Consider the following 16,213-nt stretch of genomic DNA (forward strand, 5'->3'; position numbering starts at 1 on the left):
TTAAAGAGCGTTTGGTTAAGAGCTTTTCGTCTCAACCGAGGCGCGCATTCTACGCTTTCCTCAGGGTCTGTCAAGCGTTTATTTTGAAGTTTTTTGCGAGAAACTCGTTTAGCTTCAAACACTTGACTCGCTGCGATCTCTCGTAGCGGGAGGCGAATAATACAGCGTTTAAAACCGCTGTCAACCTTCATCTCGACCGCTATCGATCATTTGATCGAAGCCCTTTCAGCTATCTCTTAACAACCTAACCCATTGAATTTCAAGGAGTTTGTCGTTCCGATGTCGCTGGAAGTGGGGCGCATTATAAGGGGATTCGAAAGGCCGTCAACCTTTAATTTCAATAAATTGAAATATAAGAGGAAAAGACCGCGTGAGGGCCACCAGGTGCTCGCCAGCCCCCAACCCTCAAACCGCCCTCCCCTGCCTCCGAGCAAGCCTCGGAAGCACCCGCGAAACCACAGGAACCCGCATCAACATGAGCACAGCACCAACGCATGCATAAACAGCCCACTCCCTCAGATCCGAGCGAACGATCCACAGGAAGTGCAGCAGCCCCAGACCAAGCACCCCATAAACCAGCCTGTGCAGCTTCTTCCACCGCGCGCCCAGTCGCCGCTGGCTATATCGATTCGAGGTAACCGCCAGCACCAGCAACCCGAGAAAGCCGAGCGCACCGACAATAATGTAAGGCCGCTTGCGCAGCTCAACTGCCAACTGCCCCCAATCCAACCCAAGGATAAAGAACAGGTAGGCCAGGATGTGCAGCACGATATAGGCAAACACCCACAACCCCAGCTGTCGCCGCACCACGATCCAGCCCGACCACCCCGTGGCTTTCTGCAGTGGCGTCATGCTCAAGGTAACCAGCAGGAAGGTCAGCGCCCCAAGCCCAAGGCGGTCCATCATGATCTTCCCGGGGTCCGGCCCCAGCAGGCTCATTGCGGCCTCATACAACCACCACACGGGGAAGAAACAGCCCACGACAAAGATGCCCAGACGCAACCAGGGATAGCGCATCAATAGTTCTTCCGCAGATCGAGACCGGTATACAGCGACGCCACTTCATCGGCGTAGCCATTGAACATCTGTGTCTGCCGCACATTGGGGCTGAACAGCCCGCTGGGCAAGCGCCGCTCGCGCGCCTGAGTCCAGCGCGGATGGTCAACGGTCGGATTCACATTGGCATAGAAGCCATACTCATCAGGTGCCAGCCCCTGCCAGGTAGTCTCCGGCTGCTCGGCCACCAGGCTGATTCGCACGATAGACTTGATACTCTTGAAGCCGTACTTCCAAGGCACCACCAGACGCAACGGTGCACCATTCTGGTTAGGCAGCTCCCGGCCATACATCCCTACGGCCAGAATTGCCAGCGGATGCATCGCCTCATCCAGGCGCAAGCCTTCTCTATATGGCCAGTCGATCAAGGCAAAGCCTGAACGCTGCCCGGGCATATGCTGCGGATCGTTCAGCGTCTCGAAACGGACATAGCGTGCCCTCGACGTCGGCTCGACCTGTTTGAGCACCTGCGCCAAGGGAAAACCCAGCCAGGGAATGACCATCGACCACGCCTCGACACAGCGCAGCCGGTAGATGCGTTCTTCAAGTTGATAGGGTTTGACGAAGTCTTCCAGTGCATAACGCCCTGGCTTGCCCACCTCGCCATCCACCACGACCGACCAAGGCTCGGTTTTCAAGCTGCCGCCATTGGCGGCCGGGTCGCCCTTGTCGGGCCCGAACTCGTAGAAGTTGTTGTAGTGGGTGGCATCCTTGAACGGTGTGATCGCCTCGTCCTTGACCGTCACCGCCTGCCAGCGAGCGGCAGCGAGCTTGTCAGTGAACCAGCCTGGCGCAGCGCCGGGCGCCACATCGGCATAGCGCGACACATCAGCCGCGCTCGCCCCGCCGGGCAACGCGCCCAGGGCCAGACCGGCCAGCGAGCCACCGAGCAAAGTACGACGGGAAAGGTAGATACCTTCGGGGGTGATCTCCGCTGCCTTGCAGTCGGAAGACCTGGGAAGCTTGAAGAGCATGGTCGGCTCCATAGCACTGGATATCGGATGTACCAGTAAGACTATGGAGCCGGAGGGTTATTCCAGCATTAAATCATTATCACGCTTTGCGCCGACGACCGCGCAGCAGGAACTGGATCGGCCCCGATGCCGCATAGGCGAGGAATATCAGCAGCAGGATGCGCGGTGGGTCGCTGAACACCACGGCAAACACCAGCACCACCGCGAGGATTGCCACGAACGGCACGCGCCCCTTGAGGTCCAGCTCCTTGAAGCTGTTGTACTTGATGTTGCTGACCATCAGCATGCCGGCAGCGGCAACCAGCAGTGCCACCAGGAACGACAGCTTCGAACCCTGGATGCCGTAGTCGCTGAATGCCCAGACGGTCCCGGCGACCACACCGGCGGCGGCCGGGCTGGCCAGGCCAATGAAGTAGCGCTTGTCGGCAGTGCCGACCTGGGTATTGAACCGCGCCAGACGCAACGCAGCACCCGCTACATAGATGAAAGCGACCATCCAGCCGACCTTGCCCATGTCACCCAGCGCCCAGCCGAAGGCCAGCAAGGCCGGGGCCACGCCAAAGGCGACCATGTCCGACAGCGAGTCGTACTCGGCACCGAAGGCGCTCTGGGTATTGGTCATGCGCGCCACACGGCCGTCGAGGCCGTCGAGCACCATGGCCACGAAGATCGCAATGGCGGCGAAGGCGAAATACTTGCTCGCCTCGCGCGGGTCGCCAGCGCTCTGCGCACTCATGGAGCTGATGATGGAATAGAAACCGGCAAACAGGTTGGCGGTGGTGAACAGGTTAGGCAGCAGATAGATGCCGCGATGACGCACCTTGCGCCCTTCGGCGTCATGCCCTTCTTCAACGTGCTCATCGACAGGTAGCAGGCTTTCGGCGTCGGAGGGCTTGTTCGGCTCTTCGGGACGTTCGCTCATGGAGGGTACCTTGCAACGGGATGGAAAATGTTCGACACGGGCCCGCGAAACAGGTTCTGACGGCGAGCCACTGGTCTGCTTTATACCAGAAGCTGACTGCCAGAACGAAAAAACGCGGCCGAAGCCGCGTTTTTCATCTTTCGATAAGACTTAGTTCTTGGTCTTGTCGACGATTTTGTTAGCCGAAATCCAAGGCATCATCGAACGCAGCTGCTCGCCGATGATTTCGATGCCGTGAGCGGCGTTGTTGCGGCGCTTGGCGGTCATCGATGGGTAGTTGGTAGCACCTTCGGAGATGAACATCTTCGCGTACTCGCCGTCCTGGATGCGCTTCAGAGCGTTGCGCATGGCCTTGCGGGATTCTTCGTTGATGACTTCCGGACCGGTGACGTACTCACCGTACTCGGCGTTGTTGGAGATCGAGTAGTTCATGTTGGCGATGCCGCCTTCGTACATGAGGTCAACGATCAGCTTCAGCTCGTGCAGGCATTCGAAGTAGGCCATTTCTGGCGCGTAGCCAGCTTCGACCAGGGTTTCGAAACCGGCTTTGACCAGCTCGACGGTACCGCCGCACAGAACAGCCTGCTCACCGAACAGGTCGGTTTCGGTCTCGTCCTTGAAGGTGGTTTCGATGATGCCGGTACGGCCGCCGCCTACGCCCGAAGCGTAAGACAGAGCGACGTTCTTGGCGTTGCCGGAAGCGTCCTGGTAGATGGCGATCAGGTCAGGGATGCCACCGCCTTTGACGAACTCGGAGCGAACGGTGTGGCCCGGGGCCTTCGGCGCGATCATGATCACGTCGAGGTCGGCACGCGGAACAACCTGGTTGTAATGAATCGAGAAGCCGTGGGAGAAGGCCAGGGTAGCGCCCTTCTTGATGTTCGGCTCGATTTCGTTCTTGTACAGAGCGCCCTGGAACTCGTCCGGGGTCAGGATCATGACCAGGTCGGCAGCAGCGACGGCGGTAGCCACGTCGGCAACTTTCAGGCCGTGGGCTTCAGCCTTGGCAACGGTTGCCGAACCTTTACGCAGACCGACGGTAACGTCTACACCGGAGTCCTTCAGGTTGCACGCTTGAGCGTGGCCCTGGGAACCGTAACCGATGATGGCGACTTTCTTACCTTGGATGATGGAAAGGTCGCAGTCTTTATCGTAGAAAACTTTCATGAAAATACCCCTGGTTATATCTCGGCCCCCTGCGGAGCCATCGCTAATTTTTGAATTTAGATGCTGAGCACTTTGTCGCCACGGGCAATGCCGGTAACGCCGCTGCGCACGGTTTCGAGAATCGATGCGGTGCCGATCGCCTGGATGAAGCTGTCCAGTTTGTCGCTGGTGCCGCTCAGCTGCACGGTGTACACGCTGGCGGTCACATCGACGATCTGGCCACGGAAGATATCCGTGGTGCGCTTGATCTCGGCGCGCTGGGCACCGGTGGCCTTGACCTTGACCAGCATCAGTTCACGCTCGATGTGAGCGCTTTCCGACAGGTCGACAAGCTTTACCACTTCGACCAGTTTGTTCAGGTTCTTGGTGATCTGTTCGATCACTTCGTCATGGCCAACGGTGGTCAGCGTCAGACGCGACAGGGTCGGGTCTTCGGTCGGCGCCACGGTCAGGCTTTCAATGTTGTAGTTGCGCTGGGAGAACAGGCCGACCACACGGGACAGAGCACCGGGTTCGTTTTCCAGCAGCAGGGAAATGATGTGCCGCATATCAGGTACGCTCCGTCTTGCTCAGCCACATATCACGCATCGAGCCATCCTTGATCTGCATCGGATAGACGTGCTCGCTGCGGTCGACCGCGATGTCGATGAACACCAGGCGGTCCTTCATCGCAAACGCTTCTTCCAGCTTCGGCTTGAGATCCTTCAGGCTGGTGATGCGGATACCGACATGGCCATAGGCCTCGGCCAGCTTGATGAAATCAGGCAGCGACTCGACGTACGAGTGCGAGTGACGACCGTTGTAGGCCATGTCCTGCCATTGGCGGACCATACCCAACACACCGTTGTTCAGGTTGACGATCTTCACCGGCAGGCCGTACTGCATGCAGGTGGACAGCTCTTGGATGTTCATCTGGATGCTGCCTTCGCCGGTCACACAGGCAACGTCCTGGTCCGGGAAGTTGAGCTTGACGCCCATCGCCGCCGGGAAGCCGAAGCCCATGGTGCCCAGGCCACCGGAGTTGATCCAGCGGTTTGGCTTGTTGAAGCGGTAGTACTGCGCCGCGAACATCTGGTGCTGGCCAACGTCGGAGGTGACGAAGGCATCGCCATGGGTCACTTCGCACAGGGTCTCGATGACTTTTTGCGGCTTGATGACGTTGCCGTCGCCCTTGTCGTAAGGGAACAGTTCGCCATTGCCACGCCACTCGTCGATCTGCTTCCACCAGGCATCCAGCGCCACCTTGTCAGGCTGCTCGCCGATTTCCTTGAGGATGCCGAGCATTTCGCTGAGCACGCTGTCGACCGGGCCGACGATCGGCACGTCGGCCTTGATCATCTTGGAGATCGACGCCGGGTCGATGTCGACATGGATGATCTTGGCGTTCGGGCAGAACTTGGCCGGGCCATTGACCACGCGGTCGTCGAAACGCGCGCCGACAGCGAAGATCACGTCGGCATTGTGCATGGCCATGTTGGCGGTGTAGCTGCCGTGCATGCCGAGCATGCCGAGGAACTGACGGTCGGTACCCGGGAAGCCACCCAGCCCCATCAGGGTGTTGGTGACTGGCAGGTTCAGCGACTTGGCGATTTCGGTCAGGGCTTCGGAGCCACCACCGAGGATCACGCCGCCACCGGCGTAGACGATCGGACGCTTGGCGGCCAGGAGCATCTCGGCAGCCTTGCGGATCTGGCCGGAGTGACCGCGCACAGCCGGGCTGTACGAGCGCAGCTTGACCTTCTTCGGATAGACGTACTCGAACTTCTCGGCCGGATTGGTCATATCTTTTGGAATGTCGACCACGACCGGGCCTGGGCGACCGGATTGCGCCAGGTAGAAGGCTTTCTTGAGTACTTCAGGGATCTCGGTCGGGTTCTTGATCATGAAGCTGTGCTTCACGATCGGCCGCGAGATACCAATCATGTCGGTTTCCTGGAAGGCATCGGTACCTACCATGGTGCTAGGCACCTGGCCGGACAGGATGACCATCGGAATCGAATCCATGTAGGCGGTGGCAATGCCGGTAATGGCATTGGTCGCGCCTGGGCCGGAGGTTACCAGCACCACACCGGCCTTGCCGGTGGCGCGGGCGTAGCCGTCCGCCATATGGGTTGCCGCCTGCTCGTGACGAACCAGGATGTGTTCCACTTCCGGTTCTTTGAACAGTGCGTCGTAAACATGAAGGAGAGCACCACCAGGGTACCCGTAGATGTGCTTAACGCCTTCGTCACGCAAGAAGCGGACGACCATTTCAGCGCCAGATAAAAGCTCCACGTTGTTCACCTCTAAAACGCCAGAATACCGCCCTCACTGGGCGGGTCTTAATAGGTTTACTGCCAAGCAGAGCATGAGCGAACGTTCAGCACTGACTGAGCAAGTATTGGGAGCACCCCAGAGTGTTGCGGGGTTTTCCCACCCAGCGCGAGGTAACGCGTTGCGGGGTGTAACAGGCGGCGCGGGTATGCGCCTCATGATCTGCTTAGCGGGTCTGCTTCTGGCAGTCCCTCTACAGCGGAATCTGGATTCTTGTGATTTGGCGCCTACAAGTCAAGAAAAATTATTGCCAATTTTTCCCCAAGATGAATTCCTGCCACCACTAAAAACCGAGTCAGCAGCAGAATAAATAAGATTTCCATAAAAAAGGGCCACAATCTGCGGCCCTTGAAGGAAAAACTGAAGAAATCAGGCGGAAGGAGCGATCAATTGATCGAATGCTGCCAACAGCCGGCGCAGCTCGCGACTTTCTTCCGGACGATCGGTGAACACGGTTTCCGCCATCACCAGGATGCTTGAGGCATTGGGCAGCGGGTGGCCGAGCTCGATGATGATCTTCATGCGCGGCAGGAAGATCCACTGCAACCACTGCTCGAAGCTGAGCGTGTCGACCGCGAACGGCACGGTACTGGCCAGCGCTTCGTCACTGGGCGGCGCGTCATCCCACCAACCCTGCACCTGCAGCTCACGCTCGATGAGCAGCAGGTGGTCGGCGATATCGAGAATGCGTTGCTCGACCATCACGAGTTGACCCGCGCTTTCTGCCGCGCCAGGGCGGCACCGGCGCTGTCACCTTGCTTCTCACGGGCCTGGGCGATGGTGTTCCACAGCTCGGCCTGCAGGTCGGGGCGACCATTGGCGTAGGTCAGCGCACGGCGGGCCAGTTGCTCGGCCTGTGGTGCGTCGCCTTGCGACAGGCGTACCTGCGCCAGGCGGAACAGTACCTGCGGCTCGCGCGGGGCGATGCGCTGGGCACGCTCCAGGCTCGACGCGGCACCATTGTAGTCACCGCTGCCCTGCTGCGACTGGGCAGTGGTCAGCAAAGCCAGTACCGGGCCGTCGAGCTGTTCATCGGCCGAGAGGCCACCGGAAGCCGCGTTGCTACGCGGAATGCCGGTCGGTGCGCTGGCAGCGACCGGCGCGTTGCTCATCGAGGCAATGTCGAACGGTTCGTCGGCGATCGGATTGGGATTGGTGGTCATCGGTGCCGAAGTGACCGGGCCCGACGTGACAGGGCCTGGCGTGATCGGGCCGGTACTGATCGGCGCCGCGCCATTGCCCGCCGGGAAGGTCTGGATGCCAGCGGCACCCGCACCTTGCGGAATCATCACGGTCACACCCGAGTCCTCGGGCAGCGACTGTGCCTGCGCGGTGCCGTTGCTCATGCCCGCAGCCGAACGGTGGGCCTGGACGCGCTCACTATTGGACACCCGGGTGCTCGAGTCCACTACCGGAATGTTGCCTCGCGGCACGCTGGAACAACCCTGGAGCACCACCAGCGCCGTCACGGCAGGAAACAGCCACTTATTCAATTCACACCTCATCAATGCTGCATTGGGCTCAGTTCATCCAGCCCTTGACCCAGTCCATGACCGACTCTACGGGATTCTGCTCGCCGCCACAGGTTGCGCCGGCGGGCGGTTCACTGCCGCGAATATACGGCATCTGCACGGCTCCCGGACAGCTTCTGTCGGAGCCATGGCCGCTGTACGGATCAATCCACGCCTGCACCACGTTGTCGGGCTGCGGCATGTCCAACGGCAGCGGGTCGGCCTTCTTCATGAAGCTGGTCCAGACCTGCAGGGCGCCGGTGGCACCGGTAAATGGCGTCTTGCCGTTGTCGTCACGGCCCATCCACACCACCGCCAGCAGGTCCTGGCTGAAGCCGGAGAACCAGCTGTCGCGTGAATCGTTACTGGTGCCGGTCTTGCCCGCCAGGGTCAGCGAGCTTGGCAGCACGTTGTAGACCGAGCGGCCGGTACCCTCGCGCATCACCCGCTGCATGGCGTTCTGCACCAGGTAGATGGAACCCGGGTCGAAGGTCTGCTGGATCTGGAACGGGTAGCGCTTGAGCGGCTCGCCTTCGGCGGTGAGCACGCTGCGGATGCCGCGCATCGGCGTGTTGAAGCCACCGTTGGCGATGGTCTGGTACATGGTCGCGACCTGCATTGGCGACATGCCGCCAGCGCCCAGCAGCATCGCCGGGAAGGCTGGCCAGTCGACGTTGACGCCGAGGCGGCCAATGGTCTTGATCACATTCGGCACACCCACTTCCAGGCCGAGCTTGGCGGTCGACAGGTTCAGCGAGTTGGCCAGGCCCTGATACAGGTAGATCGTACCGTGCGAACGCCGGTCATAGTTTTGCGGGCGCCATACCTGGCCGTCGGCACCCTTGACCGAGAACGGTTCGTCCTGCACCCAGGTGGTCAGGGTGTACTTGCTTGGCTGCTCCAGCGCGGTCAGGTAGACCGCCGGCTTGACCAGCGAGCCGATCGGCCGCACGGCGTCGATGGCACGGTTGAAACCGGCAAAGCCGGACTGGCGGCTGCCGATCAGTGCCTGCACTTCGCCGGTTTCCGGGTTGGTCACGACCATCGCCGATTCCACCTCGTCGGCACCTTTGCGCCCGGCCAGGCGCTTGAAGGTTTCGGCCATGGAGGTTTCGGCCTTCATCTGCAGGATCGGGTCGAAGCTGGTGAAGATGCGCAGGCCTTCTTCGGTCAAGTCTTCGTCGCGGTAGTCCTGGCGCAGCTGGCGCTTGACCAGGTCAAGGAACGCCGGGAACGAACTGTCGGCAAGGCTGCCGCGCTTGGTCACGCCCAGCGGCATCTTCTTCGCCGCATCGACTTCCGCCTGGCTGGCCACGCCCTGCTCGGCCACCAGGTCGAGGACCAGGTTACGCCGCGCCAGCGCACGGTCAGGGTAACGCCGCGGGTTGTAGTAGGACGGCCCCTTGACCATGCCTACCAGCAAGGCGATCTGGTGCAGTTTCAGCTCCGAAAGCGGCTGGCTGAAGAAGAACTGGCTGGCCAGGCCGAAGCCATGCACCGCGCGCTGGCCATCCTGGCCGACGAACACTTCGTTGAGGTAGGCCTCGAGGATTTCGCGCTTGTCGTAGTGCATCTCCAGCAGCACGGCCATCATCGCTTCAGTCAGCTTGCGGCTGAGGCTACGTTCGCTGGTCAGGTAGAAGTTCTTCACCAACTGCTGGGTCAGGGTACTGCCGCCCTGGCGCATCGAGCCGGCCGAGGTGTTGACCCACATGGCCCGGGCGATGGACTTGGGCGACACGCCGAAGTGGCTGTAGAAGTCCCGGTCCTCGGTGGCTACCAGGGTTTCGAGCAGGTATGGCGGCACCTGGTCGATCTTGATCAGGATGCGGTCTTCGAGGTTTTTCGGGTAGATACCGCCGATCATCAGCGGTTCCAGGCGCACCACGTCAAGCTTCTTGCCATTGGCACCGGCAAGGTCTGCCACGTAGTCGCCGGAGAAGCGCACACGCACGAACTGCGCAGGCTCCATGCCCTCGTAGAACTGGAAGCCACGGGTATTGAGGTCGACGGTATTGCCGTTGATCGCCGCCGCACCCGGGCCGTTGGCTGCGCTTTCACGCCGGTAGCCGAGGGCATCGAGCTCGGTGAGGAAGTCGTTCTTGCTCAGTTTCTGGCCGCTGAACAGCTCCAGCGGCCGGGCATACACCTTGGCCGGGATGGTCCAGCGCTTGCCGGAGAACTTCTCCTGAACGATGGCATCAAGGTAAACCGCGAAGCCGGCGACGATCACCAGGCCGACCAGGCTGAGCTTCAAGGCCCAGCCCAGCCAGGCGCGCGAGCGGCCGGTCGGGCGTTTCTGAGGGGTACGGGGATTTCGGGTTCGAGTCATGGCGGCGGATTATACGCACTTTATAAAGGGTAGGCAGGCGCCCTCTGGCGGTAGGCAGGGACGGCACCATTGACCATAATGGCGCTTTCGAATTCCCTGACGCCGGAAGGATTTCCCGTGAGCCAAGCCTTGATCAACGCGTTGCAGAACCCTGCCCTGTTCCCTCACCCCGTGGACGGGTTCCAACTCATCGAGACGCACATCTCATGGGTCCTGCTCACTGGCGAGTACGCCTACAAGATCAAGAAGCCGATGAACTTCGGCTTCCTCGACTTCACCAGCCTGGGCCAGCGCCAGCATTTCTGTAACGAAGAACTGCGCCTGAACCAGCGCCTGACCGAAGGCCTGTACCTTGAAGTCCTGCCGATCACCGGCAGTGCCGAAGCACCACAGATCGGTGGTGACGGCGAAGCGATCGAATATGTGCTGAAGATGCGCCAGTTCCCTCAGGGCCAGATGCTCAACACCCTGCAGGCCAATGGCGAGCTGAACACCGGCCACATCGACCAGATGGCCCGGCAGATTGCCGAGTTCCATCTGCAAGCGCCGAAAGTGTCGCCGGAGCATCCGCTGGGCACCCCGGAGAGCGTGATGGCTCCGGTCGAACAGAACTTCGAGCAGATCCGCCCGTTCCTCAGCGAAAAAGCCGACCTGCAGCAACTGGACAACCTGCAGGCCTGGGCGCGCAGCAGCTTCGAGCGCCTGCATGGCCTGCTGCAGGCGCGCAAGGCCAATGGTTTCATCCGCGAATGCCACGGTGACATTCACCTGGGCAACGCCACCCTGATCGACGGCAAGGTGGTGATCTTCGACTGCATCGAGTTCAACGAGCCGTTCCGCCTGACCGACGTCTACGCCGACGTCGGCTTCCTGGCCATGGACCTGGAAGACCGTGGCCTCAAGTGCCTGGCCCGTCGCTTCATCAGCCAGTACCTGGAGCTCACCGGCGACTACGCAGGCCTGGAACTGCTGAACTTCTACAAGGCCTACCGCGCACTGGTACGGGCCAAGGTCGCCCTGTTCAGCCTGTCGGCCGATGCCGATGCCGTGCAGCGCGCCACCACCCTGCGCACCTACCGCAACTACGCCAACCTGGCGGAAAGCTACAGCGCCATCCCTTCCCGCCTGCTGGCCATTACCCACGGCGTTTCGGCAGTGGGCAAAAGCCACGTGGCCATGCGCCTGGTCGAAGCGCTGGGCGCGGTTCGCGTGCGCTCGGATGTAGAACGCAAGCGCCTGTTCGGTGAACAGACGCAACAGAATGCGGGTCAGCTCGCTGCCGGCATCTATGACCAGGACGCCAGCGTGGCGACCTATCAGCGCCTGCATGAGCTGGCAGCGACGATCTTGCGCGCCGGCTTCCCGGTGGTGCTCGATGCCACCTACCTCAAGGCTGAGCAGCGCCATGCCGCCGCAGCCGTGGCCAGCGAGACTGGCGTGCCGTTCCTGATCCTCGACTGCCATGCCCCGGAAGCGGTAATCGCCAGCTGGCTGGAGCAGCGCCAGGCCGAGAACAGCGACCCCTCGGATGCCACACTGGAGGTGGTCAAGGCCCAGCAGGCCAGCCGTGAACCACTGGATGCCCAGGAGCGGGTACACAGCACCCGCATCGATACCCAGGAAGCCAGCGGCATGGACCAGGTGATCGAGCAGATTCGCCAGCGTCTGCCTGGCCTGTAAGTTCACCGTTTCCTGTTGTCAGCCTCTTCGCGGGCACGCCCGCGAAGAGGCCGGTACAGGCCGCCACTGTCAGCTCGTCGTCCCCGATGGCAAAAGGCCGCGCATTTCCCAACCCCCGCTACACTCCTCTCTGACCTGCTCGCGATTTATCCCCTAGACCCGTTCAGCCATCGCAAGGAGGCTCGATGAACGATGAATTGCAGCACCTGAAGAATCTTGGCAAGACCTCTGCACAGTGGTTGCACGCGGCCGGCATCCACAGTGCATCGGACTTGCGCCGGCTGGGCGCGGTGGGTGCCTACCAAGCGGTGAAAACACGAGGTTTCCGGGCGTCGAAGGTGCTGTTGTACGCCATTGAAGGTGCATTGCTGGACATGCACTGGAACGATTTGCCAGCCGAACGCAAGGAAGCGCTCAATCAACAACTCGATGCGAAATGCCCTGTACCCAAAAAAAACTGAAATAAGCGCACGAAGGGGATTGACGCCGTAATGAGAATCGTTATGATTACAACAACTGGTCGCGAGACTGGTTGGATAAGCTAAGAGCCCCTGGTTCGGACTCTCAGATTATCTCCTCATCAGGCTAATCACGGTTATTGACCCGGCATTTTGCCGGGTCTTTTTTTGCCCGCAGGTTTACCCCGCCAGATGCGTGAGCGCTATTGGCGCAACTGGGCACAGTAATCCTGCTCCGGCATCGCCGCGGTGTACCAGACATAGTCGGCCATCCCGGTCTCGACCTGCTCGCCCACCTCGGCCAGTAGCACCACCTTGCTCTCGCCTGTCGCGCCCAGATCGGCGAGGTGCAAAGGCACCCCCAAGTCTTTGCGCACATGGTACGCACCAGCAAGCAGCAATGCCGGCTGCGGCGCCGCCAGCAGCCGTTCGGCAATACGCCGATCCCGTTGTTGTTGCACGGCCAGCATCGCTGGCAGCTGGCTTTCCGGCAGCAGGCCACAATGCCCCTGCTTTACCTGCTCGAGCAGTGCCGCCTTCACCGCTGGCGCATTGGACCGGGTTCCCGACAGCGCCGTCGGGTGCCGATAGGCCTGGCGCATTTCGCTGGGTGACAGGTTGGCCGCCAGCAGCGGCACAGGGTATTGCAAGGCCTCTCGCACGATAGGGCCGTAAAGCTGCCAGTCCCAGCCGTCTTCCCAGGCCAGGGCCTTGGGCAGGTCCTGTGGCAAATGCGCCTGGCCCGCGAGTGCATCGACGCGGGCCTGCTGCTCGGGTTGCAACATTTCCAGCAGCAGGCTGCCCTGCGCCCGGCGTTGCTGCAACGCACGCAGCAACCACAGCTGCAAGGCGTGATGATCCGGGTTGTCATGCTTCTCGCCGACCAACACCCGCGGCGCAGCGGCCAGGGCCTCGATCAGCTGCTCAGGGCTGATCACCTGCCCGCTGGCCAGATCGTGAATCTGCCCCAGTTCGGCGTTATCCCGCCCTTCGCTGCTCTGCCAGGCCGGCAGAGGCGGCAGGCTGGCCTGGCAGCCCCCCAACGCCAGCGCCAGGCACAGTAATGATCCGCACAGCAAAGGGTGACCCATGGGCAGTGCCTCCTAACGGGTAATGATCAACGGGTGGCCCCGTTCCGGGTGCGCCTGCACCAGCACTTCGATCCCGAACACGGCCTTGAGTGAGGCAGGCGTCAGTACCTCCGGTGGTGCGGCCAGGGCATGGCAACGCCCGCTTTCGAGGAGCAGGATGCGATCACAGTAGCGCGCTGCCAGGTTCAGGTCATGCAGGATCACCAGTACCGCTGCACCCCGGTCGGCGAAGCTGCGCACAGCCTCCAGCGTCGTATGCTGGTGCAAAGGGTCGAGCATGGAGGTCGGTTCGTCGAGCAACAGCGTGGCACCCTGTTCACCCGGCCACAGCTGGGCCAGAACTCGAGCCAGATGCACACGTTGGCGCTCGCCACCGGACAGCGCCAGGTAACTGCGCTCGACCAGATGCCAGGCATCGGCGGCACGCAACGCTGCCTCGACAATCTCCCGGTCACGCTGCCGACCACTGCCATGGGGCAGCCGCCCCATGCCGACCACTTCTTCGACACGGAAGGCAAAGCCCAGGCTGCATACCTGTGGTAACACCGCCAGGCGCTGTGCCCGCGCCTGGCCCGGCCATTCGGCCAGGGCTTTGCCCTGCAAGGTCACCTGCCCGTGGCTTGGCGTGAGCTCACCGCACAAGGCCCCCAGCAGGCTGCTCTTGCCCGCGCCATTGGGCCCCAGCACACCCAGTACCTGGCCAGGCAGCAGCTGCAGGTTGATGCCATGCAGCACTTCATTGCTGCCTCGGCGCAACTGCAGGTTTTGCACTTCGAGCATCAATTGCGCCCTCGAACCAGCAGAAACAGGAAGAACGGAGCCCCGATGAAAGCGGTCACGATGCCAATGGGCAATTCAGCCGGCGCCAACACCAGGCGCGCCACCAGGTCGGCGAACAATAGCAAGGTCCCCCCCGCCAACAACGAGGCTGGCAACAATACCCTGTGGTCGGGGCCAGCCAACAACCGCACCAGATGCGGCACCACCAGGCCAACGAAACCGATGAGGCCCGCTGCGGCAACTGCGGCGCCAACCCCCAAAGCCGTACAGAACACCAGCTCACGCTTGAGCCGCTCCACCTCGATGCCCAGGTGCCGCGCTTCCGACTCACCGAGCAGTAATGCATTGAGCGCCTGAGCCCGGCGCGGCAGCCACAGCGCAACCCCCGCCGTCACCAGCAACAAAGGCCAGAGCCGCTGGTAACTGGCGCCATTGAGGCTGCCCAGATTCCAGAAAGTCAGCGTGCGCAGCGTGGCGTCATCGGCCAGGTAGGTGAACAGCCCCACCGCCGAGCTGCCCAGCGCTGTCAGCGCAATACCGGCCAACAGCATGGTGGCGACGTTGGTCTGACCATCGCGCCGTCCCAACCGGTACACCAGTGCCGTAACGCCCAACCCGCCGATGAAGGCGCAGGCCGACAGCAGGTACGGGCCAAACCATTCCGGGATGCCCCCTAGCCAGCTGCCGCCGACAATCGCCACCGCCGCCCCCAGTGCCGCGCCACTGGCGACGCCGACCAGGCCAGGGTCCGCCAGCGGGTTGCGGAACAGCCCCTGCATGGCCACACCGCAAAGCGCCAGCACAGCGCCCACTGCCAGCCCCAGCAGCGTGCGGGGCATGCGGATCTGGCCAAGGATCATGTCGGCCTGTTCCAGGCCCCCCGGGGCAATTGGCAGCCCGAGCAAACGCAGGCCGGCGCGCAAGGTGTCCCATAGCGGCAGGCTGACCGGCCCCAAGGCCAGCGACAGCCAGACGGCCAGCAGGCACAACAATGTCAGGCAAACAAAAAGCGTTCGCGGCTGGATGCGTTGTTTCATTGGGCAGCGCTTGGCGGGTAGAACACAGTCGCCAGTTCCTGCAAGGCGGTTGGCAGGCGCGGGCCAAGGCCCCCCACCAGCAATGTCGGGTCGAGCGACACCAGGCGCTTGTCGCGCACGGCACGGGAAGCGGCCAGCGCCGGATTTTCCTTGAGCAACGCCTGCAACGCCTGCTCGCCGCTCAACGCACGATCAGAGAACACCACGACATCCGGGTCGAGCGCCGCCAGCGCCTCGTTGGAGAAGTTCTTGTAGCCTTGGTGCCCGGCCAGGTTGCGCGCCCCCGCCTGGCGCAGCACCCAGTCACCTGCGGTACCCTGCCCGGCAATCAGCGGCTTGGCGCCCGCATGCCCAACCAGCAGCAACACACCAGGTGCCTTGTGATTTTGCTGAGCCTGCTTGACCTGCAATTGCAGCGCTCCGAGTTGCTGGTGATAGCCCGCCGCCAACTGGGCGGCTTTCTCCTCAGCGCCCAGCAAGGTCCCCAGGTGCCTGAGGTTCTCGTCCACGGCAGCCAGATCGGCCTGGCTGGAGAACAACTCGACCCGCACCCCCGCTTTGCGCACCTGCGCCAGCACGGGCGGCGGCCCCATCTCTTCGGTGCCCACCAGTACATCCGGGCGCAGGCTGAGAATGCCCTCGGCCGACAACTGCCGCTGATAACCGACACTCGGCAAGCCCTTTAGCGATTCGGGGTGCTGGCTGGTGGTATCGACGCCCACCAGGCGTGGCTCGCCGCCCAGTTCACTGATCCACTCGCTCAGTGCCCCGCCAGCGCTGACCCAGCGCTGCGGCAATTCGGCGGCCAAGGCCTGGGTGGAAGCAACGAAAGCTGCGCACAGGGCGAGCAAGGCAGCGGGAAGGCGCATCATCGGATTCCTTCTGAAGGCGG

The 16,213-nt window shown here is 61.9% G+C and carries 16 protein-coding genes; 2 read left to right on the top strand and 14 right to left on the bottom strand.

The annotated features are described in order from the left end of the window. The 10 genes from ABE528_RS05990 to mrcB form a co-directional block, all read right to left on the bottom strand. The coding region (locus ABE528_RS05990) for a hypothetical protein (protein ID WP_346652436.1) at positions 1-191 on the bottom strand (191 nt) is incomplete at its 3' end. Positions 192-405: 214 nt separating this feature from the next. Beyond that, positions 406-1,017 carry a protein-methionine-sulfoxide reductase heme-binding subunit MsrQ gene (gene msrQ, locus ABE528_RS05995; RefSeq protein ID WP_346652437.1) on the bottom strand — a complete coding sequence of 204 codons (612 nt, stop codon included), beginning with the start codon at positions 1,015-1,017 and terminating at the stop codon, positions 406-408. Beyond that, entirely contained in the window at positions 1,017-2,030 is a 1,014-nt protein-coding gene (msrP, locus tag ABE528_RS06000; RefSeq protein WP_346652438.1) for a protein-methionine-sulfoxide reductase catalytic subunit MsrP, read from the bottom strand. Before msrP ends, msrQ begins: the two co-directional genes overlap by 1 nt. Before the next feature lie 79 nt (positions 2,031-2,109). Beyond that, positions 2,110-2,952, bottom strand: a complete 843-nt coding sequence (gene pssA, locus ABE528_RS06005) for a CDP-diacylglycerol--serine O-phosphatidyltransferase (protein ID WP_027917652.1) — start codon at positions 2,950-2,952, stop codon at positions 2,110-2,112. A 150-nt stretch (positions 2,953-3,102) separates the two neighbouring features. Next, the gene (gene ilvC, locus ABE528_RS06010) at positions 3,103-4,119 is read right to left on the bottom strand and encodes a ketol-acid reductoisomerase (protein ID WP_003250043.1); all 1,017 of its coding nucleotides are present in this window, start codon (positions 4,117-4,119) and stop codon (positions 3,103-3,105) included. Between the two features lie 56 nt (positions 4,120-4,175). Continuing rightward, complete coding sequence (ilvN, locus tag ABE528_RS06015; RefSeq protein ID WP_003250040.1) at positions 4,176-4,667, bottom strand: acetolactate synthase small subunit; 492 nt, start codon at positions 4,665-4,667, stop codon at positions 4,176-4,178. 1 nt (position 4,668) lies between these two features. Then, a complete protein-coding gene (locus ABE528_RS06020; RefSeq protein WP_346652439.1) occupies positions 4,669-6,393 on the bottom strand; it encodes an acetolactate synthase 3 large subunit in 1,725 nt (574 codons plus the stop codon). A 408-nt stretch (positions 6,394-6,801) separates the two neighbouring features. Then, entirely contained in the window at positions 6,802-7,134 is a 333-nt protein-coding gene (locus ABE528_RS06025; protein ID WP_152955866.1) for a YqcC family protein, read from the bottom strand. Further along, on the bottom strand, positions 7,134-7,937 hold the full coding sequence (locus ABE528_RS06030; protein ID WP_152955867.1) for a tetratricopeptide repeat protein: 804 nt from the start codon (positions 7,935-7,937) through the stop codon (positions 7,134-7,136). Before ABE528_RS06030 ends, ABE528_RS06025 begins: the two co-directional genes overlap by 1 nt. Before the next feature lie 16 nt (positions 7,938-7,953). Continuing rightward, positions 7,954-10,275 (bottom strand): penicillin-binding protein 1B, encoded by a 2,322-nt coding sequence (gene mrcB, locus ABE528_RS06035; RefSeq protein WP_346652440.1) that lies wholly within the window; start codon positions 10,273-10,275, stop codon positions 7,954-7,956. A gap of 117 nt (positions 10,276-10,392) precedes the next feature. On the opposite strand from mrcB, the gene ABE528_RS06040 reads away from it, so the two are divergent. Both ABE528_RS06040 and ABE528_RS06045 read left to right on the top strand, forming a co-directional pair. Then, positions 10,393-11,955 carry a bifunctional aminoglycoside phosphotransferase/ATP-binding protein gene (locus ABE528_RS06040; RefSeq protein ID WP_346652441.1) on the top strand — a complete coding sequence of 521 codons (1,563 nt, stop codon included), beginning with the start codon at positions 10,393-10,395 and terminating at the stop codon, positions 11,953-11,955. A gap of 185 nt (positions 11,956-12,140) precedes the next feature. Then, complete coding sequence (locus ABE528_RS06045; protein WP_152955870.1) at positions 12,141-12,416, top strand: TfoX/Sxy family protein; 276 nt, start codon at positions 12,141-12,143, stop codon at positions 12,414-12,416. A gap of 200 nt (positions 12,417-12,616) precedes the next feature. On the opposite strand, the gene ABE528_RS06050 is transcribed toward ABE528_RS06045, so the two are convergent. Genes ABE528_RS06050 through ABE528_RS06065 form a run of 4 tightly spaced genes read right to left on the bottom strand, consistent with a single transcriptional unit; the run spans position 12,617 to position 16,193 of the window. After that, a complete protein-coding gene (locus ABE528_RS06050) occupies positions 12,617-13,504 on the bottom strand; it encodes a ChaN family lipoprotein (RefSeq protein ID WP_346652442.1) in 888 nt (295 codons plus the stop codon). Between the two features lie 12 nt (positions 13,505-13,516). Then, positions 13,517-14,284 (bottom strand): heme ABC transporter ATP-binding protein, encoded by a 768-nt coding sequence (locus ABE528_RS06055; protein ID WP_346652443.1) that lies wholly within the window; start codon positions 14,282-14,284, stop codon positions 13,517-13,519. Continuing rightward, positions 14,284-15,267: an iron ABC transporter permease gene (locus ABE528_RS06060; protein ID WP_346652530.1), complete on the bottom strand. Its 984-nt coding sequence runs from the start codon at positions 15,265-15,267 to the stop codon at positions 14,284-14,286. The genes ABE528_RS06055 and ABE528_RS06060 overlap by 1 nt, the downstream gene beginning before the upstream one ends. Before the next feature lie 50 nt (positions 15,268-15,317). Then, positions 15,318-16,193: an ABC transporter substrate-binding protein gene (locus ABE528_RS06065; RefSeq protein ID WP_346652444.1), complete on the bottom strand. Its 876-nt coding sequence runs from the start codon at positions 16,191-16,193 to the stop codon at positions 15,318-15,320. Between the last annotated feature and the right edge of the window lie 20 nt (positions 16,194-16,213).

The sequence above is a fragment of the Pseudomonas sp. TWI628 genome (assembly GCF_039673865.1).
Lineage (GTDB): Bacteria > Pseudomonadota > Gammaproteobacteria > Pseudomonadales > Pseudomonadaceae > Aquipseudomonas.